Origin of the sequence: Micromonospora sp. NPDC005203 (assembly GCF_042872705.1) — a bacterium.
Taxonomy (GTDB): Bacteria; Actinomycetota; Actinomycetes; order Mycobacteriales; family Micromonosporaceae; genus Micromonospora.
Window position 1 is genome coordinate 914738 of record NZ_JBIAKV010000001.1, and the last position, 19991, is coordinate 934728.

Here is a 19991-nt window from a genome sequence, read left to right on the forward strand (position 1 = left end):
GCGCCGATCTTTCACTTTCTGCCCTCGCAAATCGCCACAAGTAGCACATTTAGGCGACAGAAAGTGCAAGATCGGCGGGTTCAAAGGGTCAGGGGTGAGGGTGAGGGGGTGAGGGGGTGAGGGGTGGGTCGGTGGGGGCTTGGGTGGTGGGAGTTGGGGTGACGGGGGTCACCGGTCTTGGTGGCGGCGTGGTTGTTGGGGACGGACGGTGTGAACGACGTGAGTGGGGACGAAACCGGCAAGGGCTGGCTTGCGACGGTTTGCCCGCTGGACGCTCGCGTGGAGGATGGCAGCGGCGGGTGCTTACAGAACCCTTAACCCGGGCCTGCGACGGTATGCCGGGGCAGGCCGAACTCGGGGGAGCGGAAACGTGCGGGTGCTGGTGGCGGACGACGAGCGGTTGTTGGCGGACACGGTGGCCGAAGGGCTGCGCCGCCTGTCGATGGCCGTCGACGTCTGCTACGACGGCGACGGCGCGCTGGAGCGGATCGGGGTCAACCGGTACGACGTCGCGGTGCTGGACCGGGACATGCCCGGGCACACCGGCGACGAGGTGTGCCGCAGCATCGCCGACTCACAGGTCGGCACCCGCGTGCTGCTGCTCACCGCGGCGGCCGGCATCCGGGACCGGGTGGAGGGGCTCGGGCTCGGTGCGGACGACTACCTGACCAAGCCGTTCGCCTTCGCCGAACTGGTGGCCCGGGTGCAGGCCCTCGGTCGACGGTCCACCCCGGCGCTGCCACCGGTGCTCAGCCAGGACGGCCTGACGCTGGATGTGGGCCGGCACGTGGCCACCCGCGACGGCCGGCCGCTCGCCCTGAGCCCGAAGGAGTTCGCCGTGCTGCACGTGCTGCTGCGGGCCGAAGGTCAGGTGGTCAGCGCCGAAGAGTTGCTGGAGCAGGCCTGGGACGAGTTCGCCGACCCGTTCACGAACGCGGTACGGGTCACCGTGATGACTCTCCGGAAGAAGCTCGGCGATCCGACGATCATTCACACGGTTCCGAAGGCCGGCTACCGGATCGGCGGCACGGCGTGAGCTGGACGCCGCGACGTCGGGTGCTGCTCGTGGGCCTGTTGGCACTGCTGACGGGGCCGGTGCTCCCGACGATGGGAAAATGGCTGGCCGGGGTGACGTGGGACTGGGGGCAGCAGTTCTGCGACGTTCCCCTGCCCGGGCTCAACACGGTGTGCGCCGAGGTGCGGCCGGGGGCGTTCGTGCTGCCCCTGGTGGCCGTACTGCTGGTGAGCGTTTCGGTCCTGGCGGCGCTCTGGTTCGGCGCCATGTGGTGCCTGCGTCCGGTCCGCGACCTGGCCGGGCCGATCGGGCACGTCGGCCCGCAGAATCTCGGTCACCGGATCCGGCCTCGGGGGCGCGACGAGCTGGCCCGGCTGTCCCGGGCGATCGACGAGATGATGGAACGCATCTCCGCGGGGTACGAGGGCCAGCGGCGGTTCGCCGCGAACGCCTCGCACGAGCTGCGTACCCCGCTGGCGGTGCAGCGGACGCTCATCGAGGTCGGCATGGCCCAGGCGCTCTCCGGTGAGCAGTTGGAGCTGCTGACCGCCCAACTGCTGGAGACCAACGAGCGAAACGAACGGCTGATCGAGGGTCTGCTGGCGCTCAGCGAGAGTGACCAGGGCCTGCGGTCGCGGATACCGCAGCGGCTCGACGCGATCGTCGAGGCGGTGCTCGCCGGCTACCAGGACCGTGCCCGGGAAGCTGCGGTCACCATCGACACCCATCTCGCGCCCCGGATCGTGGTGGGCGAACGGGTGCTGTTGGAACGCCTGGTCAGCAACCTGGTGGAGAACGGGATCAAGTACAACCGGCGGGGCGGCTCGCTGACCGTCGCGGTGAGCGGGGTGCCCGCGCTGTCCGTGGTCAACACCGGTCAGCCCGTGCCGGCCGAGGCGGTGGCCAGCCTCTTCGAGCCGTTCCGCCGGTTGACCCGGGACCGCACCGCGCAGGGCGGAGGCGCCGGTCTCGGCCTGGCCATCGCCCGCTCGATCACCCAGGCGCACGACGGGATCATCGCGGCCCGCCCCGCCGAGCACGGCGGCCTACGGGTCGACGTCCAACTACCCAATGTGACCTAGCGCTCCACACCCTCGCTCCGGGTCCGCGTACGGCGGATCCGACCCGTGGTGTGCCCGAGAGGAGAAACCGATGTCACGCACCGTTGCCCAGACCTGGGTCGATGTGGAGGAGGCCGCCCGTTGGCTCGCCGGCCGCGTGGTCCGGACACCCGTGCTGCGGTCCCCGGTGATCGACAGCTTGGCCGGGGCGCGCGTCCTGCTCAAGGCGGAAAACCTCCAGGACGGCGGCTCGTACAAGATGCGGGGCGCGTTGCGGGCGGTCGGCCGGCTCGCCGCAGCCGGCCACCGAGGGGTGATCGCGCAGAGCACCGGCAACCACGCGGTGGCGGTGGCGGTGGCGGCCCGGCAGCACGGGATCGCGGCGACCGTGGTGCTGCCGGTCGACGCGGCACCGACGAAGGTCGATCGGGCCCGCGCGGCGGGGGCGCGCGTGGTGTTCGCCGGCACCGGCGTCGAGGAGCGGGTGGCGGTGGCCAACGGGCTCAACGACGAGAGCGGTCACCCCGTCGTCGATGCGTACGACCACCCGGACGTCATCGCCGGGCAGGGTACCGCCAGCCTCGAACTGATCGAGGAGGCCGAGCGCGTCGGCACACCGCTGGACACGCTCGTCGTACCGGTGGGTGGTGGTGGCGGGGTCGCGGGCGCCTGCCTGGCCGCGGCCGGCCGGGGCATCGAGGTGTACGGCGTGGAACCGGTGGGCTGTGACTCGCTCGCCCGTAGCCTGGCGGCCGGTGAGCGTGTTCCAGTCGCGCCGGTGCCCACGATCGCGGACGGGCTGCGGCCGTCCTGTGTGGGTGAGTTGCCGTTCGCGATCGTGCGCAACGAGCTGCGCGGGGTCGTCCGGGTCGACGACGACGAGATCGGGGCGGCGTTCCGGCTGATCCTGACGGAGCTGAAGGTGCTCGCCGAGCCGTCCGGGGCGGCCGGTCTGGCCGGCGCGCTTCGGCTCACCTGCGAAGCTGGTCGGCAGCGGACCATCGGGGTGGTGCTGACCGGCGGGAACGTGGAGCCGGCGTTGGTGGCCCGGTTGCTGGTTCCGCCGCCCGCCGAGCTGCCGAGCAGGGAAGCGGTGGCGGCGTGAGCGCGCCGACGCGGATCGGAATCCTGTTCGGTGGACCGTCGGCGGAGCACGAGGTGTCGTGCGCGTCCGCGCTCGGGGTGGCTCGGGCGCTCGGCGGCGGCGGGTACCGTACGCTCGCCATCGGCATCACCCGCGGCGGCGGTTTCCGGCTGGTGCCCGACGCGCTGCTGGCGCAGTTGCGGGACCGGCCGGCCGGCGAGCGGGCCATCGACGACCGCCTACAGGTGACCGGTCCGGCCGTCGAGTTGCGGGCCGGTCCGCGTCCAGGCGTCGTGCAGGTGTCCGCGGGCAACGCCCCCGGCGCGGTCCACGCCGAGCTGGACGTGGTCTTTCCGGTGCTGCACGGCCCGTTCGGCGAGGACGGTGTGGTGCAGGGGCTGTTGGAGTCCCTCAACGTGCCGTACGTCGGGTGCGGCATCCTCGCCTCCGCAGTGGGGATGAACAAGGTGGCGATGAAGCGGGCGCTGCGCGCCGAGGACATCCCCGTCACCCCGTACGTCGCGTTCGACGGGCACACCTTCCGGGCGGCCGACGACCCGGAGAAGCTGGTCCTCGGGCTGCGCCGGCCGCTCTTCGTGAAGCCGGCGAACATGGGTTCCTCGATCGGCATCTCCCGGGTCGGCGAGGGCGACGACCTGGCCGCCGCCGTGGAGGAGGCGCTGCGCCACGACCAGCTCGTCCTGGTCGAGCAGGGGGTCACCGGCCGTGAGTTGGAGTGTGCGGTGCTCGGTGGCTGGCGTCCGGAGGCGTCGGCGGTGGGCGAGGTCCGGGTGGCCGGCGGGTGGTTCGACTACCAGCAGAAGTACTTCGGCGACGCCGACCCGATGATCGTCCCGGCCGTGTTGCCGGACGAGGTGACCGCGCGGGTCCGCGAGCTGTCGCTGCGCGCGTTCGCCGCGATCGGCGGCTGGGGTCTGGCCCGGGTCGACTTCTTCTACGACGAGAGGAGCGGTGAGCTGTACGTCAACGAACTGAACACCATGCCCGGGTTCACGGCGCACTCGATGTATCCGAAGGTGTGGGCGGCCGCCGGTGTCGGGTACCGGGAGCTGGTGGACCGACTCGTCGAGTTGGCCCGTACCCGGCACGCGGAACGGACCGTCAACACCGGGGGGAGCGTCCGATGATCCTGCTCTCCGACCCCCGCGTGGCCGCGGTGCCCAGCACCGACGACGGCGACCCCCTGCTGGACCTGCGTGAGCTGCCGGACCTACGGCTCGACGGCCGCGCGGCCGACCCGGTCGGGACGTACGCCCGGCTGCGCGCCGCGGTCGTGGACCGCCTGCTGGCCGCGCAGCGTGCCCTGCCCGCCGGGATGCGCCTGCTGGTGGTCGAGGGATACCGGCCGTACCAGGCACAGCTGGTCATCTTCACCGGCTACCGGGACGAGTTGCGCCGACGGCACCCGGACTGGTCACCGCAGCGGCTGTACCGGGAGACCACAAAGTTCGTCTCGCCGGTCGAGGTGGCACCACACAGCACCGGCGGGGCGGTGGACCTGACGCTCTGCACCGACGACGGTGTGGAACTCGACCTGGGTACGGCCATCGACGCAACCCCGGAGGCCAGCGACGACGCCTGCTTCACCGACGCGCCCACGATCTCCGCAACGGCCCGACGGCACCGCCAGATCATGGTGGACGCTCTCGGCGGCGCGGGGATGGTGAACTACCCGACCGAGTGGTGGCACTGGTCGTACGGCGACCGCTACTGGGCGCTGATCACCGGGGCGCCACACACCCGGTACGGGCCGGTGGACCTGGCCGCCGCCCGATCGGTGCCCGTTCCGGCTGAACGGTAGGGCACTCCCGTCCGTACCAGGGGAGGAAGGACACCACCGAGGACGGGAGTGACGTCGATGAGGGTGCAGCGCAGGCACGTGCTGGCAGCGACCGTGGCGGTGCTCGCCGCGGCGGGCGTGGCGGTGGGGACCAACTTCGGCTTCGCCGACACCGCCCCGGCACGGTCGACCGTCTGCTCCGGCTCGGTCACCTTCTCGGCGGAGGGCGGTGCGCCGGCGGCGACCAGTGACCGCTTCCCGGTGGGTACCCGACTGCGGGTCACCAACCTGGACAACAACCGGGCGGCCACCGTGACGGTGACCGGCCCGTCGGGCAGTTGTGTGCTGCTCAACGCGGCCGCCATGGAGCTGGTCCGGGAGCCGGGCAAGAACGTGATCCGCCGCAACGTGGTGCAACGCGTCGACGGTGCCGCGCCACCCGCCGCCGCGCCGGCTCCCGGCTCGATCCGCCCCGGTGCCGCGTCGCCCGGCGCGTCCGGTGCGGCGCCCCGTTCGGCGTGCTCGGGTGCGATCACCTTCTTCGAGGAGGCCGCCGGACCGAGGGCTACCAGCGGCCAGTTCCCGGTGGGCACCCGGTTGCGGGTGACGAACCTGGACAACAACCGGGCGACCACGGTGACGGTGACCGGCCCGTCGGGCAGTTGCGTGCTGCTCAACTCGGCCGCGATGGAGCAGATCCGTGAGCCCGGCAAGAACCTGGTCCGCCGCAACACGGTCGAGGTGCTCCGCTGATCCCGGAGTGCTGGGGCCCGTGCACCAGGCCCCAGCACTCTGACGTCATTCGAGCTGCCGACATCAGGGCGTCATTGCGGTGCGACGCCGGGGCGCGACCACTGCGCGGTGGGGCGGCCGTCGAGACGCCACGGGTGCCCGGTGATCCGCGGCCAGCCTTCGGGCGAGTTTTCCCAGTTCTCCTGCCGGCCGTACACCGTGAGGTCCAGGGCGTGGTAGGTGGTCATCAACGCCTCCACGCCCCGCCCGGTGGTCCAGTAGGTCTCGTAGACCTCGTCGCCGTCGCGCAGGTAGCACGCGATGAACCCGAAGCCGCGACCGTCAACCAGAGCCGGGTCGGAGTCTCTCGCCGAGTACCAGGGGAACCGGTAGCCCATGAATTCCGCGAATGGGGCACTTTCCTCGTAGGCACCCTGGCAGAACACGGCATAGGTGACGTCCCGAGCGTGCAGGTAGTCCAGCGTCTGCACGTGGCAGGTCGAGAAGGTGCACCCCTCACACTGATGCTCGTACGGCTTACCGTCGTGCCACATGTGGAAGTAGGCGATGAGCATCCGGCGGCCCTGGAACACCTCCACCAGCGGGGTGTTCCCGCCAGGGCCCCGCACCGTCACCTTCGGCATCAACGTCATCGGCAGCCGACGACGAGCGGCTGCGATCGCGTCTCCTTCGCGGGTATGGGCCTTCTCCCGGACCTGCAGTTCGTCGCGCTCGCGCAGCCAGGTCTCCCGGTCGACGACCCTGGGCGCTGTGGCGCTGGACGCGGGGGTTGCCGTCATGGCTGTCTCCTTCGTGCAGTGGGGATCGGTCACAGGTACAGACGACCGAGTCGGCGATCGTCATCGGTGACCGATGACGGATGGGGTCCGCGGTCGTCAGTACGGTGGTGAGAACCATTCAGCCCAGGGGAGATCAGATGCCCGACTCGCCTGATGAGCAGGCGGTCTGGCTACAGCGCGCCTTCGACGAGCACCGGCGTGAGCTACACGTGCACTGCTACCGCCTCGCCGGGAACGTCACCGACGCGGACGACCTGGTGCAGGAGACCTTCCTGCGTGCCTGGCGGGCGCGAGACCGCTTCGAGGGTCGCGCGTCGGCGCGCACCTGGCTCTACCGGATCGCCACCAACGTCTTCCTCGACAGCCGCAAAGCGGCCGGTCACCGGACCGTGCCGTACGGCGATCCGCTGGAGTGGTCCACCGAGCTCGGTCCCTATCCCGACGCCCTGCTGGCCGACGATCCGCAGTCCGGTCTCGCCGCCCGGGAGACCGTCGAACTGGCCGTGATCGCAGCGCTCATGTACCTGCCGCCGCGGCAGCGGGCGGCCTTCGTGCTGCGCGACGTCCACGGCTGGACGCCGCAGGAGATCGCCACCGCGCTCGACACCGCCGTAGCGGCGGTCAACAGCCTCCTCCAGCGGGCCCGCCACACCCTTCGACGGCACGCGCCGCCGGACCCGAGGGACTGGCGCCGCCCGCAGCTCACCAGTGAGGACGAAAAGTTTCTGCGCCGCTACGCCACCGCGAAGGACCCGGAGACGATCCGGGCACTGCTCGCCGAGGACGTACGGATCACGATGCCGCCCGAGCCGCCGGTCGTCGGGATCGACGCGGTCGCGGAGTTCCTCGGCCGACCGCTCGACTGGCGTACGTTCCCCACCTCGGCCAACGGGCGCCCGGCACTGATCAACTATCTCCGCCGGCCGGGCAGCCCGCACTACGAGGCGTTGGTCGTCGACGTGCTCCGCATCGAGAACGGGAAGATCGTGGAGAGCAACGCCTTTATCGGTGCCCGTCACGTGGTCGCCTTCAGCATGCCCGCCACGCTCGACCCGTAGACGAGTAAGTGCTAGCCCGCCGGCCAGGTGCCGTCGTCGCGGACCCGGGCGGGGGCGCGGCCGAGCAGCAGCGTGGTGAGCGCCGCGTCGATGGTGTCGCCGAGGAACCACTCGCCGGCCTGGTCGAGGGCGAAGACCCGGCCGCGCTCGTCGACCGCCAGGATGCTGTCCTGTTGCTCGGTCCCGATCGGGAAGAGTCGTACGCCGAGCACCGCCCCGAAGTCCGCGAGGGTGTCGGCGGTGTGCGCGATGGTGTGCGGGCGGATGTCGAACCGGGAGATCCACACCTGCTCGCCACGACCGCGTCGGGCACCGACCAGGCTGGGGAACGCGGTCAGCGCCTCGACGGCGGCGGGGAAGACCGCGTGCTGGTGGGCCACCCCCGGCACCGCGGTGACGTCCCGCACGGCTGCGGCAGCCATGAGCTGATCACCGATGTGCGGGCGCCAGCCGGCCGCGACCAGCGCGTGGGCGACCTCTGCCGGGAAGCGGCCAGGATCGGGGTCGGGTTCCGCCGGGGCACGCCAGGTCTCGGTGTATGCCCGAGCCGACTCCGGCAGGACGTTTGCGCGCACCAGGAACGTGATGCACGAATCGCAGGGCAGCTCGGCGGGGCCGCCAGCCGGGTCACCCGGCTCCCGGACCCGGAAGATCTCGAACCGAGCGTCCGCCAGCAGTGCCGCCGCCTCGGCCCGACCCATCGGCGCGATGCCCTCGGCGGCCCGGCGGTGGTCGTACTCGTGCAGGACGTCGGAGACCACGATCAGCTCGGCGTGGGCTTCGCCCCCGCGGACCAGGTCGCCCGCAGGCAACTGGTCGAGGTAGGTGCGGACCAGCGGGTGATGGTTGAGCGGGACGTCCGCCCTGGTGCCCTGGGCCGTCCAGATCCGGCCTTCGAAGGTCAGGTGCGCGGTGGTGTTCGGGGTGGCGATCCGATGGATCTCCCGGACCAGCAGACTCGACGGGTCGACGGTGCGGGGAGCGCTCGGCCCGGCCGGCTGGCTGCGTCGGTACAGATCCGCCACCACGTCGCTCGGCACCCGCGGCCAGGTGGTGACCTTGCCGGTCTGCTTGTCGATGACCGTCGTCGGCAGGTCGCCGGGGATCGTGCGCACCTCGGTGGGGACGACGGAGGTGATGACGAAGCCGAGGTCGAACTCGTCGACCATCGCCGTGCACTCGTGGCCGAGGCGCTGCGAGTCGCGGCGGGCCCAGGTGGCCGCGAGCTGCTCGGCCTGCTGACGGTCGATCACACTCTGAAACTACCGGATTACAGGAATCGATGGTGGCCGGTATTGTGCTGCTCTACCGACGGTGACGGGAGGGGCAGCGGTGAGCGAACACGCGGACCGGCACGCCAACCGCGAGCTACGGGCCAGATTCGACGACGTGTACGGGCAGTACCAGCAGCTCAGGTCCGGTTTGGACGACCTGCGGACGCGCCTCGCCGAGTTGCGGGTGACCCGGCGGTCGGCCGACGGCCAGGTGACCGCCACCGTGGGCGCCCAGGGTCAGTTGATCGAGGTCGAGGTAACGTCGGCCGTCTACGGCGACCGGGACGCCGCTGCACTCGGCCGGAAAATCACCGAAACGATCCGGACCGCCGCGACCGCCGCCGCCGACGCCACCCGTGACCTCGTCGCCGAGGTCGTGCCGGCCGGCTCCGGGTCGGCGGACTTCCTGCGCACCGGGGACTACGCCGCGCTGCTCGGCCGGGCCGACACCGTTCTCGGCCGGGGCGCGGGGCAGCCATGACCGACGAACAGCTCTGGCTCGATCCGTCCCGCGCCCGCCGCGGCGGTGCCGACCTGGCGCTCGCTGGTGAGGCGGTGACGGCCCGACGAGCGGCGGAAGGCGGCGCGATCGAGGCCGCCAGCGGCGCCAGGCCGTGGGGTCGCGACGACATCGGCGCGGCGTTCGAGCGCAACTACCGCGGGTTCGAGCAGACCGTGCTGCGGGCCTGGGCGGGCGTCGGGCACCGGCTCACCGAGTTGGGCGGCGACGTGGTCCGCGCCGTCGACGCGAGCGTGCAGACCGACGGAGGCAGCGCTGCCCGGTTCGGTCGGGCCGCCGACAGGCGCTGACGGCCGGCGACTGCGATGAGTGTGCTGCCGAGCCCGATTCCGCACCCGCTGGACCACGCACCCTGGGACGTGCCGGGCTGGATCTACGAGGCCCTCGACTGGGTGGTCGGTGTGCAGTGGCCGGAGGGCAATGAGCGGGCGGTCTGGGACGTCGCCGACCAGTGGTACGCGATCGGCGGCGTCCTCTCCGGCCCGTACACCGATGCCGCCACGGCCGCCGCCGACGTGCACGACGGGTACGGCCGTGTCGGGGCTGTCGACGCGACGTTCGAGGCGGCCTGGCGGGCGATCGCCGAGGGTGCCGACGCCCCGCTGCCCGTGCTCCTCGCGGTCACCGCCGATCTGGGTCGGCTGGTCGAGGAGTGCGGCTGCGACATCGAGGGCGCCAAGCTGGAGGTCTGGATCGAGCTGGGCATCCTGGTCGTCGAGCTGCTCTCGGTGGCGGTCGCGGCGGTGCTCACCGCGGGTGCGGCAAGCCCGGCGGCCGGCGCGGCCATCACCGCGACCCGGCTGCTGGTCCAACAGATCTTCAAGCGGCTGGCGGGCCAACTCGCCAGCAAATCCCTCAAACACGGGCTCAAGGAGGCCGGCGAGCGGGCGGCCAAGGAGGTCACCCGGGGTGGTGTGCGAGGTTTCGCCAGGCGGGCCACCCGGGAGGGGCTGGAGGAAGCCGCCGAGGAGGCCGGGGTCACCCTGGCCACCCAGGCGTACCAGAACTCCACCGGGCGGGCACACGGCCTGGACCTGACCGACCTCGGCGCGTCGGCGGTCGGTGGCCTCGCCGGCGGGGCGGTGGCGCCGCTGGCCGGGCTGGGCCGACACGCGACCGGGCGGGTGGCGCGGGTCGGGGAGCACCTGGGCCGGGAGATGACCGGCGAGGTGCTTGCCGACAGCGCTGCCAGCCTGGCCACCGGTCAGGGCCTGACCTCTTTGGAGGACGTGGCGCGCGCCGCCGCGTCCGGGGCCACCGGTTCGGCCACCGGGCAGACCGACCATGCGTTGCGCGCCCGGCTCGACGCGCAGGCCGACGCCCTCGCCGGGGCGTCGTTCACCGGCCCCTTCCTCCCTTCCGCGGCGACGGTCGCCGGCGATCCGTCCGTCTCGGGGACGTCCCGGCCGGCCGATGCTTGGGCGGGTACGGCCACGTCGGCAGCGGGTGTGGGCTCGTCCGCGGTGGCGACGAGCGCGGCGGGTTCGAATGGCATGGTCTCGGCTCCGAGCGTTCCGGCGCAGGCGACGCCTCTCGCCGCCACGTCGCCACCGGACCACGGGTTGCCGCCGCGCGCCGATCCGCCGATCGTCTCGACGGCTCACATCACGGCACCGCCGCCCGCCACCGCCGCGGACCTGCACGTGTCGACACCACCGTCGGTCAACGCGCTGTCCGACGTGGACACCGTCGACGTTCCGCCACGCCCGTCCGAGCCGATGCCGTCGACAGACGGGCCTCTCCTGAAGGAGGCCAGCGCCACACCCCCGGTCGCGGCCGATCCGACGACGCCTCTGGCAGCCGCCGACCCAAGGCCGACGCCGGTGGCGGCTCCCGGGCAACCGATGGCCGTTGCTCCCGGCGTCTCGTCGGTGGCGGCTCCCGGGCTCTCGTCGGTGGCCGCTCCCGGCATCTCGCCGGTGGCGGCTCCCGGGCTGTCGTCGGTGGCCGCTCCCGGCGTCTCGCCGGTGGCGGCTCCCGTGGCCGGGTCCTTCGCGCCGACCAGCGGGCCGGCCACCGGGGTCGCGCCGGGCCACGTCGGCAACTCGCCGCACGCCACCACCTACGGCCCGGTCGCCTGGTCACCGTCGACCGCCACGCCGGCGCCGACGACCGCCGCCGGCCCGACAGCGCCGGTCACCGTCGCCAACCCGGAGGTGGGACGACTGCTCGCGCCGGCGCGGGAGCGGCGCGCGCCCGATCATCCGGCCCGAGGCAGGGCGTCCGTCCCGGTCGAGGTCGTGGCGTTCGGCGATCCGGTGACGACCGACACCATTGACTGGTACGCCGCCCAGTGGGCCGCCGAGGCGGAAGCCGCCGAGCGGCGGCGCTACCACGGCCACCACCAAACGCAGCGGACCGGGTTCGAGCGCAGTCGCCGGCAGGCCGAGGCCACCCGACTGCGCGCCCGGGCCGCCGAGCACGATCGCCGGGCCACCGAGTACGCCGCCTACGCCCGACAACTGCACCAGGCTGGTCGCTGGCAGTGGGCCGACGGCTGGCAGCGGGCCGCGAACGACGAGACACAGGCGTACGCCCAGTGGCGTGAGCTGGCGGACGCGGTGCTGGCCGGCACCACGGCGCCGCCGGTCGTGGACGTCGGCGCCACCGCCTTCGAGCACGCCAACCGGGACGTCGGCGCGCTCGCGCTCGGCGCGGTGGAGACCTCCGGTCCGTCCCGGCTCACCGGCGACGACACACCCCCGCCGATCGACGACTCCCGGCCGTACGGGCAGCCGGGAGGACTGCGGCCACCGCTCGCCCTGCACCAGGTCGACGTCGAACGGCAGGTGCCCCGCGAGTCGGACGGCACCGTCACCCGCACCGCCGATCCCCGCCGGGGCGGCTGGTTGCGGCTGTTGAACGACGGAGGTCCCAGGGCCGACGCCACCCGGGGCATCAACTGCCTGGACTGCACGCTGTCGATGTTCGAAACCTGGGTGCACGGGCGGCCTCGGGTGTCGGCGCCGCGTACCTTCGACGGCTACCTGGACGGGGACATCCGACGTCCGATCCGTGGTGAGGCGGGCGGCCCGGGCCGGGTCGAGGACGTGACCGGCGGGCGCTTCCAGCGGCTCCTCGCCCCGCCGTCCGGGCAGCGCCCGTACGACGAGCAGGCACGGCAGGCCGCCGACCGGAGCTACCGCAACCTGCACGACCAACTGTTGCTGGGCGGCCACGGCAGCTACGCGTTCCTGGTCACCGAGTGGCCGCACGGCGGTTCGCACGCGTGGGTGGCGCTCAACCAGAACGGCACGGTGCTCTACGTGGACCCGCAGAACGGCGTGGTCCGGGACCGGCCGTTGTACCCCGACGTGGTCGGCATCGACTCGCTGGTGCTGGGCGGCGACGGCCGGCCGATGCCGCTCAGTGGGCTGCCCCGCGGCCGGTTCAGTGAGCGGCCCGACCTGCCGGACCACCCCTCGGCGGACGGCGACGGCGGTCACGGTGACCCGTACATCAATCGGATGTATCTGCTGCTGGACGGTCCGGGCTCGGTGAGTGCGGGCGATGGCGAACCCACCGTGGACCCCTCCGGCGCTGACCCGCGGCAGCTATCGGCGGGTGACAGCCCGGCCCGGGTCGTCTCGATGGCCGCCAGTCTGGACGAGATCTTCACGGCTGGAGTGAGTCCGGCCGAGTTCGCGACGGTGGTCGACCCGCCCAGCCTTCGTCGGCTGGTTCCGGAGTTGGACGACGCGTCGGCGCGGGATGTGGTGCGGCTGTTCGCCGACGGTCGGGTCCGCGACATGCTCGACAGCGTTGGACGGGAGCCGCCCGCGAACGAGCCAGGACTGGCCGAGAGTCTGGCCCGGCAGTTGGTGCGGCATCCGGATTTGGCTCGTCTGATCCTGTCCACGCCCGAACTCGCGAACTCGCTGACCGCGCGCCCGTTGACCCTCTATCACCTGGCGGGACATCAGCAGGCCATCGACGTCCTCGCCGAGGTGCTCGACGACGTCGCCCGCCAAGAGGTTGCCGGCCTGGAGGCATCGAGGTCCCAGGGTGTACCTCGACCAGAGCCGACTCCCCTCACCGACGAGCAGGTAAGGATCAGTGCCAGCATTCAGGTGCGTCGGGGGCCGGTCGCGCAGGCGGGATTCGATGACCTCCGGCGCGGTGACGCTACCTACCGTAGGCGCTACCTCGACGATCTCTACGCATCTGCGGCCGTGGCGCAGGCCGATCTGAATGAGCTGGCGGTGTCCCTGGCGCAGGTGGATGGTCATCGTGTTGGAGCGCCCGGCTGGCGTCCTCAGCCCAAGGAGCGTGGCCGAGCCGAGGACAAGGTGAACAACAATCAGGGCGACGTGTCGAAATTGCTCGACCTCGCGGCCGCGAAGGTTGAGTTCCGCAACCTCGACGATCTCTACGCCGCGCTCGCCCGGATCAGGGGCCATCGAGACGTCGTCGTTGTGAGCTGTGAAGATCGGTTCGTGAAGCCAATGAGTAGTGGCTACCGGGACGTGCAAATGGTGCTGCGGATGCGGAACGGCCACCTGGCCGAATTCCGCCTACACTTGGCCGCGCTTGACGCTGTTGCGAAGTGGGAGCATGTCCTTTATGAGGTGCGACGTGACGTGGAAGCTCTTGCCGAGGCGAAGGGCCGACCTCTCACGCTGCGGGAGCGAGCAATCACCGACGGCGTTCGTCTTCGCGAGCAACGGCTATTTTGGCAGGCGTTGCAGTCAACTTTCGAGGAGAAGTCTGGATGACCGAGATGCCTGGCCTGACGCTCCCCGCTTATTACCTCTACTACCAGTCGCCAGTGAAGATCGTCGAAACTCCTGATGGTGGCGCTCGGGTCTGGCGAGTTTCTATCGACTCTGGTGGATGGCATGAAAAAAATGACATCTTCGTAGAAATAACGCTAGGTGTCGGTGGTGATATCTTCCGCCGTACCGCAGAGGATTTCGTGCAGGAGGTCGAGGCTTACCGGGCTCATTACCTCAAGGGTGACGGGCCGATCTTCGCGCTCTACGATGCGGTGCGGTCAATTGAGGACCTTGCAGACGCCGAGGCCCGTCATGAAACTGCACGTGAACAGGCCATCATTCGTGGCATTCGGCAGCGGACGTTTGTCATGTTCGAGGAGCAGCTTCGCGCGGCGGGCGATCCTGGCGCGGACCCCGAGATAGCGAGGGCGCAGTCCCGCGACGGATGGGACCGTGCCTGACGGCCGTTGCCGTTGCCGTGCGGAGCGGGCGGCGCGGGTGGCAGCCGACCGGGTCGAATAGCATCGACGGATGGCGAGTTCGGACCCGCAGAGCAAGTGGTCCAATTTTTGGGCGTGGCCGGTGGGCATCCTGATCGGCCTGGCGATCGGCATCCCCTCGTTCGGCTCGACCGGCGGCGTGGCCTTCGGTGTGGCCCTCGGCGTTGCCTTCGCGGTGGCCTTCGGGGCGGCGAAGGGGCGAACCGATGGCGATCCCACGAGGAGTGGCCCGGATGGTGGTGCCGGCAGGGACGGTGCGGAAGGTCCGCGGCAAGGGTGATCGACTCGGGTTCGGCGATGTCGGGGCATTCGCCGCCGTGGGACAGCCCGATGTCAATGACGTCGAGTGGATCATGGCGAGCGGTGGCCTCGACGCCGGGTGACGCGGCGACGGCGGGAGCGCCGAGGGACGCCACGACGCCGAGGGACGCCACGACGCCGAGGGGCGCCACGACGCCGAGGGGCGCCACGACGCCGAGGGGCGCCACGACGCCGAGGGGCGCGGCGACGCCGGGCAGTGTTGCCGAGGCGGTGGCCGTACAGGAGGAGTTGCGGTCGCTTGTTGACCTGGTCGGGCCGGGGCCCAGCGCACCGGAGACGGTGGCCGGCCTGGATGTCGCGTACTCCCAGGGTGGTGACCTGCTGGCGGCGGCCGTGACGGTGCTGGATGCCCGGACGTTGGTCGTGGTGGACTCGGCGGTGTGTGTGTGGGGCAGCCGGCGTTCGATTACGTGCCGGGGCTGTTCGCCTTCCGTGAGTTGCCCGCGTTGCTCAGCGCATTGGACCGCCTGGCCACGATCCCGGATCTGCTGGTGTGCGACGGGCACGGGCTGGCGCATCCGCGTCGGTTCGGGCTCGCCTGCCACCTCGGCGTGGTCACCGGGTTGCCCGCGATCGGGGTGGGCAAGACGCCGCTGGTCGGGACGTGGGATCCGCCGGCCGCCGAGCGGGGTGCCTGGTCGTCGCTGCTAGACGGCGGTGACGTCGTCGGCCGGGTGCTCCGCACCCAGGACGGCGTGAAGCCGGTCTTCGTCAGCGTCGGACATCGCATGAGCCTGGAGAACGCGACCGCGCAGGTGCTCGCGTTGACCCCGCGGTTCCGGCTGCCGGAGACCACCCGCGCCTCCGACCGACTCTGCCGCGACGCCCTCTCCCGGGAGGAGCACCCGCACTGACCCCGACGTCGCCCCCGGAGTAGATCCACGTTTGAGCAGGTCGTCGGGCCGGGTCCTAAACCGTAACGCGGCACACGTCCGGGCCGCTCTGTGACCGGCGGGGTGGATGGGGCGGTAGTAGCCTGGCCCGCGGACCCCACCCGGGGAGACGGCGAGGTGATCATGACGGTGCGTCGACGCGCGGCACGGCTCGCGGCAGTCTGCGGTCTGGTGGGCGGCCTGGTGATGCTCGGCGCGTCGCCCGCGCTGGCCGACGACGACTCGGTCCGGGTGGGTGCGGCCAGCAGCTTCACCGCCGGCGGTTCCGCCCAGGGGGTGAACGTGGCGGTGCGCAAGCGCACCGACGGCTGCGTCCTGCTGCGCACCGGAGTGGTTCTCAACCTGGGGGGTCTCCAGCCGGACCAGGTGAAGGTCGAGGTCAACGCGGGCAGGCAGTGGCTCCCGGTGGCGGTGAGCGGCGGTGGCGGCAACGTGGGGACCGCGCAGACGACGCCGTTGAAGCCCACCCTGTGCAAGGGCAAGGGCATCACCGTGCGGTACCGGGTGACCTTCGATGCGGCTGTCCCGGGTGGCCGGCTCATCGTGATCGGCGTGGGCTTCAACGCGGCCGGTCTGGAGCTCGGCCGGGGCAGCGACACGGCGAAGGTGAACGGCGCGCGGGTCACCCCCTCGCCGACGCCGTCGAAGAAGGCGACGCCCACCCCGAGTCCGACCGACGTCGCGATCGTCGACGACGCGGTGACGCCGGCTGCGCTGGGCGCCACCTCTGGTGCGCCGGAGACCCCGGCGGCCGCCGCGGCCTCGTCCGGCACCTCGCCGGTGATGATCTTCGGCATCGTCATGGTGGCGATCGGGTTGCTGCTCATCGTGCTGCTGTTCCGTCGCTCGCGCCAGGATCGCCGGCCGTCCGACGAGCCGACCGGCACGCTGCCGGGCAACCCCGGCGGCACCACCTACCGGGCCGGCGGTGGGTCGCCGGCCGCGCCCGGTCGCCCTGGCCAGGTGTACGGCCAGCAGCCGCCGCCCGCCGGTCCGGGCGCCGCGCCACTCCCACGCCCGGGCGCCATGCCATTCCCGCGCCCAGCCGCGGGTCCGGGTGCTGTGCCGTCCCCGCACCCGGCCGCCGGTGGCGTCTACGGTGCTCGGCCCGCAGCCGGTGCGCCCCCGGAGGCGACGCAGCCGATGCCGGGAGCGCCGGAAAACCGCCAAGCGCCCGGGGATCCGCCCCCCGACGATGGTGGTCGCACGGTGATCATGCCCCGCCTCCCCGGCTGAGCGGGGCTCGACCCCGACCCTCCGTTACGCTCAGGCTCGGTGTCTACCTGCGGCCAAGGAGTGGAACACGTGTCTGATCTGTCCCAGATTGTGAAGGCGTACGACGTCCGAGGGACGGTGCCGGACCAGTGGGACGAACGGGTCGCCGAGGCGCTGGGAGCCGCGTTCACGCAGCTGCTCAACTCCACCGAGGAACCGGGTGACGCGGTGGTCGTCGGGTACGACATGCGCGCCACCTCGCCCGGTCTGGCCGCCGCGTTCGCCGCCGGCGTACGGGCCGAGGGCCGCTCGGTGATCGAGATCGGGCTGGCTTCCACCGATCTGCTCTACTTCGCCTCCGGCTCGCTCGACCTGCCCGGCGCGATGTTCACCGCCAGCCACAACCCCGCCCAGTACAACGGCATCAAGATGTGCCGCTCCGGCGCGCGCCCGATCGGCCAAGAGAGTGGTCTGGCGGAGATCCGGGAGCGGGCCCAGGCGCTGCTGGACTCGGGCGAGGCCCGCCCCGCCGGTACGCCGACGCGGCCGGCCGAGCGGCGCGACCTGCTGCCCGACTATGCCGGCTACCTGCGCAAGCTGGTCGACCTCTCGGGCATCCGGCCGTTGAAGGTCGTCGTCGACGCCGGCAACGGGATGGGTGGCTTCACCGTCCCCACCGTGCTGGGCGACGCCGCTCTGTCGCCGCTGCCGCTGGAGATCGTTCCGCTCTACTTCGAGTTGGACGGCACCTTCCCCAACCACGAGGCCAACCCACTGGATCCGGCGAACCTGGTCGACCTCCAGCGCGCGGTGGTGGAGCACGGGGCCGACATCGGGTTGGCCTTCGACGGCGACGCCGACAGGTGCTTCGTGGTGGACGAGCGTGGCGAGCCGGTCTCGCCGTCGGCGATCACCGCCCTCGTCGCCGCACGGGAGTTGGCCAAGCACCCCGGCTCCACCGTGATCCATGGCCTGATCACCTCCAGCGCGGTCGCGGAGATCATCCGTGAGCACGGTGGGAAGCCCGTCGTCGCCCGGGTCGGGCACTCCTTCATCAAGGCGGAGATGGCCCGGACCAACGCCGTCTTCGGCGGCGAGCACTCTGCGCACTACTACTTCCGGGACTTCTGGTTCGCCGACACCGGGATGCTCGCGGCGATGCACACCCTGGCCGCGCTGGGTGAGCAGTCGCTGCCGCTGTCCGTGCTGGCCGGCGAGTACGAGCGCTACATCGCCTCCGGCGAGATCAACTCGACGGTGGCCGACCAGGCGGCGGCGGTGGCCGAGGTGCGGGCCGCGTACCCCGACGCGGTGACCGACGAGATGGACGGCCTCACCCTGCGGTTCCCCGACGGCGCGTGGTTCAACCTGCGCGCCTCCAACACCGAGCCGCTGCTGCGGCTCAACGTCGAGGCGCCTACCCGCGAGCGGATGGTCTCGCTCCGGGACGACGTGCTCGGCCGCGTTCGCCGATAAGATCGCCTGCGCCGGTCGGCACCGCCGCCGGTCAAGCCGCACACCCGGTCGGTACCGCCGCCGGTCAAGCCGCACACGTGGAAGGAGCCGTGCCATGGCCCTGGATCCGCAGTTGCTCGAGATTCTCGCCTGTCCGGACACGCACCACGCCCCGCTCACCTACGACGCCGAGGCGCAGACGCTCACCTGCACGGAGTGTGGCCGGATCTTCGAGGTCCGCGACGACGTGCCGGTGCTGCTGCTCGACGAGGCGCGCGGCGGCCCAGGGCAGTCCTCGTGATCGACGGTACGGCCGGGGTCAGCGGTCGTCGCGACGCCGACGAGGCCCTGCTCGACAACCCGGAGGCGCTGGCCGAGCACGACCCGGGCGGCATGCTCCGGCACACGGCGTCGGCCGGTGCGCAGGTTCGCGAGAGCGCGGCTCTGGCCGCCGAGGCGAACCTGGCGGTCCTCGCCGACGACGGGCGTCCCCGAGCCGTCGTCATCGCCGGTATCGGCACCGCGGGGCGTACCGGGGATGTGTTGGCCACTGTCGCCGGTCCGCGCTGCCCGGTCCCGATCATCGGGCACCGCAGCGCGGGCGTACCCGGCTGGGTGGGCGCGGCGGACGTGGTGATCGCGGTGAGCGCGTCCGGTCGTAGCCCGGAGGCGCTCGGCGCCGCCGAGGCGGCCCACCGGCGGGGTGCCCGGCTGGTCGCCGTGGGTGCCCCCGACTCGCAGTTGCAGTCGATCGCCGAGCAGGCCCGGGCGCCGTTCATTCCGGTGCCCCGGCGTGCCCCGGCCCGAGCCAGCCTCTGGGCGCTCACCATTCCGGTCCTGCTCGCGGCTCGTTCGCTCGGGCTCGTGAAGGTCAACGAGGCGGACCTGGCGGAGACCGCGGCCCGGCTCGACGCGGACGCCGACCGCTGCCGTTCCGCCGCGGAGTCCTTCGTCAACCCGGCGAAGTCGCTGGCCCTGGGCCTGGCCGGCTCGATCCCGATCGTCTGGGGTTCGTCCCCGCTGGCCACCGTGGCCGCCCGCCGGTTCGGCGACACCCTGTCGGCCAACTCCCGCTACCCGGTGGTCACCGGGGCGCTCGGGGAGGCCGGCCGGGGTCGGGTCGGGCTGCTCGACGGCGTCTTCGGCGGCCTGGCCGAGGGCGAGCGGGACATCTTCGCCGACCGGGCGGAGGACGACGGCGAGGGCACCCGGCTGCGGCTCGTGCTGCTGCGCGACGGTGGGCTCAACGCCGAGGACGACACCGACGAGCCGCTGGCCGTCGAGGAGCGCCGCGCGGACGCGGTGCAGACTCTCGCCGAGCGCCGTGGCGTGCGGTGCGACGTGGTGACCGCCGAGGGTGGCTCCGCCCTGGAGCGGCTGGCCTCGCTGATCGCCGTCCCGGATTTCGCCTCGATCTACCTTGCTCTGGCACACGGGTTGGACCCGATGGCCGTACCGGCCATCACCGAGATGAAGGAGCTGTCGAACCAGTGAACGAACGTAGGGGGCGGCGCGTCATGCGCGGACCGGGCGGCTTCGTGCGGCGA

Annotated in this window: 18 protein-coding genes and 1 pseudogene; 17 read left to right on the forward strand and 2 right to left on the reverse strand. The window is 71.9% G+C overall.

The window, feature by feature from the left end; genetic code table 11:
• The first annotated feature begins 370 nt into the window (after window positions 1-370).
• The 6 genes from ACFYPM_RS04445 to ACFYPM_RS04470 all read left to right on the forward strand — a co-directional run bounded on the left by ACFYPM_RS04445 (window position 371) and on the right by ACFYPM_RS04470 (window position 5714).
• Complete coding sequence (locus ACFYPM_RS04445) at window positions 371-1036, forward strand: response regulator transcription factor (protein ID WP_387191145.1); 666 nt, start codon at window positions 371-373, stop codon at window positions 1034-1036.
• Window positions 1033-2097, forward strand: coding sequence for a sensor histidine kinase (locus tag ACFYPM_RS04450; RefSeq protein ID WP_387191147.1), 1065 nt, complete (start codon window positions 1033-1035; stop codon window positions 2095-2097). The genes ACFYPM_RS04445 and ACFYPM_RS04450 overlap by 4 nt, the downstream gene beginning before the upstream one ends.
• Before the next feature lie 70 nt (window positions 2098-2167).
• The gene (locus ACFYPM_RS04455; protein ID WP_387191149.1) at window positions 2168-3181 is read left to right on the forward strand and encodes a threonine/serine dehydratase; all 1014 of its coding nucleotides are present in this window, start codon (window positions 2168-2170) and stop codon (window positions 3179-3181) included.
• Entirely contained in the window at window positions 3178-4308 is a 1131-nt protein-coding gene (locus tag ACFYPM_RS04460) for a D-alanine--D-alanine ligase family protein (RefSeq protein ID WP_387191151.1), read from the forward strand. Before ACFYPM_RS04455 ends, ACFYPM_RS04460 begins: the two co-directional genes overlap by 4 nt.
• Complete coding sequence (locus ACFYPM_RS04465; RefSeq protein WP_387191153.1) at window positions 4305-4982, forward strand: M15 family metallopeptidase; 678 nt, start codon at window positions 4305-4307, stop codon at window positions 4980-4982. The genes ACFYPM_RS04460 and ACFYPM_RS04465 overlap by 4 nt, the downstream gene beginning before the upstream one ends.
• Window positions 4983-5039: 57 nt before the next feature.
• The gene (locus ACFYPM_RS04470) at window positions 5040-5714 is read left to right on the forward strand and encodes a hypothetical protein (protein WP_387191155.1); all 675 of its coding nucleotides are present in this window, start codon (window positions 5040-5042) and stop codon (window positions 5712-5714) included.
• A 71-nt stretch (window positions 5715-5785) separates the two neighbouring features.
• Here ACFYPM_RS04470 and ACFYPM_RS04475 read toward each other — a convergent pair whose 3' ends face one another.
• On the reverse strand, window positions 5786-6493 hold the full coding sequence (locus tag ACFYPM_RS04475; protein ID WP_387191157.1) for a DUF899 family protein: 708 nt from the start codon (window positions 6491-6493) through the stop codon (window positions 5786-5788).
• Between the two features lie 137 nt (window positions 6494-6630).
• Here ACFYPM_RS04475 and ACFYPM_RS04480 point away from each other — a divergent pair, with 137 nt between their 5' ends.
• Window positions 6631-7551 carry an RNA polymerase subunit sigma-70 gene (locus tag ACFYPM_RS04480; RefSeq protein ID WP_387191159.1) on the forward strand — a complete coding sequence of 307 codons (921 nt, stop codon included), beginning with the start codon at window positions 6631-6633 and terminating at the stop codon, window positions 7549-7551.
• 11 nt (window positions 7552-7562) lie between these two features.
• Here ACFYPM_RS04480 and ACFYPM_RS04485 read toward each other — a convergent pair whose 3' ends face one another.
• Window positions 7563-8804 carry an SUKH-3 domain-containing protein gene (locus ACFYPM_RS04485; protein ID WP_387191160.1) on the reverse strand — a complete coding sequence of 414 codons (1242 nt, stop codon included), beginning with the start codon at window positions 8802-8804 and terminating at the stop codon, window positions 7563-7565.
• 79 nt (window positions 8805-8883) lie between these two features.
• Between ACFYPM_RS04485 and ACFYPM_RS04490 the strand changes: the two genes are divergently transcribed.
• The 10 genes and pseudogenes from ACFYPM_RS04490 to ACFYPM_RS04535 all read left to right on the forward strand — a co-directional run bounded on the left by ACFYPM_RS04490 (window position 8884) and on the right by ACFYPM_RS04535 (window position 19938).
• Window positions 8884-9306, forward strand: a complete 423-nt coding sequence (locus ACFYPM_RS04490) for a YbaB/EbfC family nucleoid-associated protein (RefSeq protein WP_387191162.1) — start codon at window positions 8884-8886, stop codon at window positions 9304-9306.
• Window positions 9303-9635, forward strand: a complete 333-nt coding sequence (locus ACFYPM_RS04495; RefSeq protein WP_387191164.1) for a hypothetical protein — start codon at window positions 9303-9305, stop codon at window positions 9633-9635. Before ACFYPM_RS04490 ends, ACFYPM_RS04495 begins: the two co-directional genes overlap by 4 nt.
• A gap of 15 nt (window positions 9636-9650) precedes the next feature.
• On the forward strand, window positions 9651-14060 hold the full coding sequence (locus ACFYPM_RS04500; RefSeq protein ID WP_387191166.1) for a toxin glutamine deamidase domain-containing protein: 4410 nt from the start codon (window positions 9651-9653) through the stop codon (window positions 14058-14060).
• The gene (locus ACFYPM_RS04505; RefSeq protein ID WP_387191168.1) at window positions 14057-14521 is read left to right on the forward strand and encodes a hypothetical protein; all 465 of its coding nucleotides are present in this window, start codon (window positions 14057-14059) and stop codon (window positions 14519-14521) included. Before ACFYPM_RS04500 ends, ACFYPM_RS04505 begins: the two co-directional genes overlap by 4 nt.
• Window positions 14522-14591: 70 nt before the next feature.
• The gene (locus ACFYPM_RS04510; RefSeq protein WP_387191170.1) at window positions 14592-14840 is read left to right on the forward strand and encodes a hypothetical protein; all 249 of its coding nucleotides are present in this window, start codon (window positions 14592-14594) and stop codon (window positions 14838-14840) included.
• A gap of 269 nt (window positions 14841-15109) precedes the next feature.
• Window positions 15110-15735 (forward strand): annotated as a pseudogene (locus ACFYPM_RS04515) (endonuclease V).
• A 162-nt stretch (window positions 15736-15897) separates the two neighbouring features.
• A complete protein-coding gene (locus ACFYPM_RS04520; RefSeq protein WP_387191480.1) occupies window positions 15898-17010 on the forward strand; it encodes a hypothetical protein in 1113 nt (370 codons plus the stop codon).
• Window positions 17011-17079: 69 nt separating this feature from the next.
• Window positions 17080-18465, forward strand: coding sequence for a phosphomannomutase/phosphoglucomutase (locus tag ACFYPM_RS04525; RefSeq protein WP_387191172.1), 1386 nt, complete (start codon window positions 17080-17082; stop codon window positions 18463-18465).
• Between the two features lie 94 nt (window positions 18466-18559).
• The gene (locus ACFYPM_RS04530) at window positions 18560-18745 is read left to right on the forward strand and encodes a Trm112 family protein (protein WP_091394023.1); all 186 of its coding nucleotides are present in this window, start codon (window positions 18560-18562) and stop codon (window positions 18743-18745) included.
• Window positions 18742-19938 carry an SIS domain-containing protein gene (locus tag ACFYPM_RS04535; protein WP_387191174.1) on the forward strand — a complete coding sequence of 399 codons (1197 nt, stop codon included), beginning with the start codon at window positions 18742-18744 and terminating at the stop codon, window positions 19936-19938. The genes ACFYPM_RS04530 and ACFYPM_RS04535 overlap by 4 nt, the downstream gene beginning before the upstream one ends.
• Window positions 19939-19991: the final 53 nt, after the last annotated feature.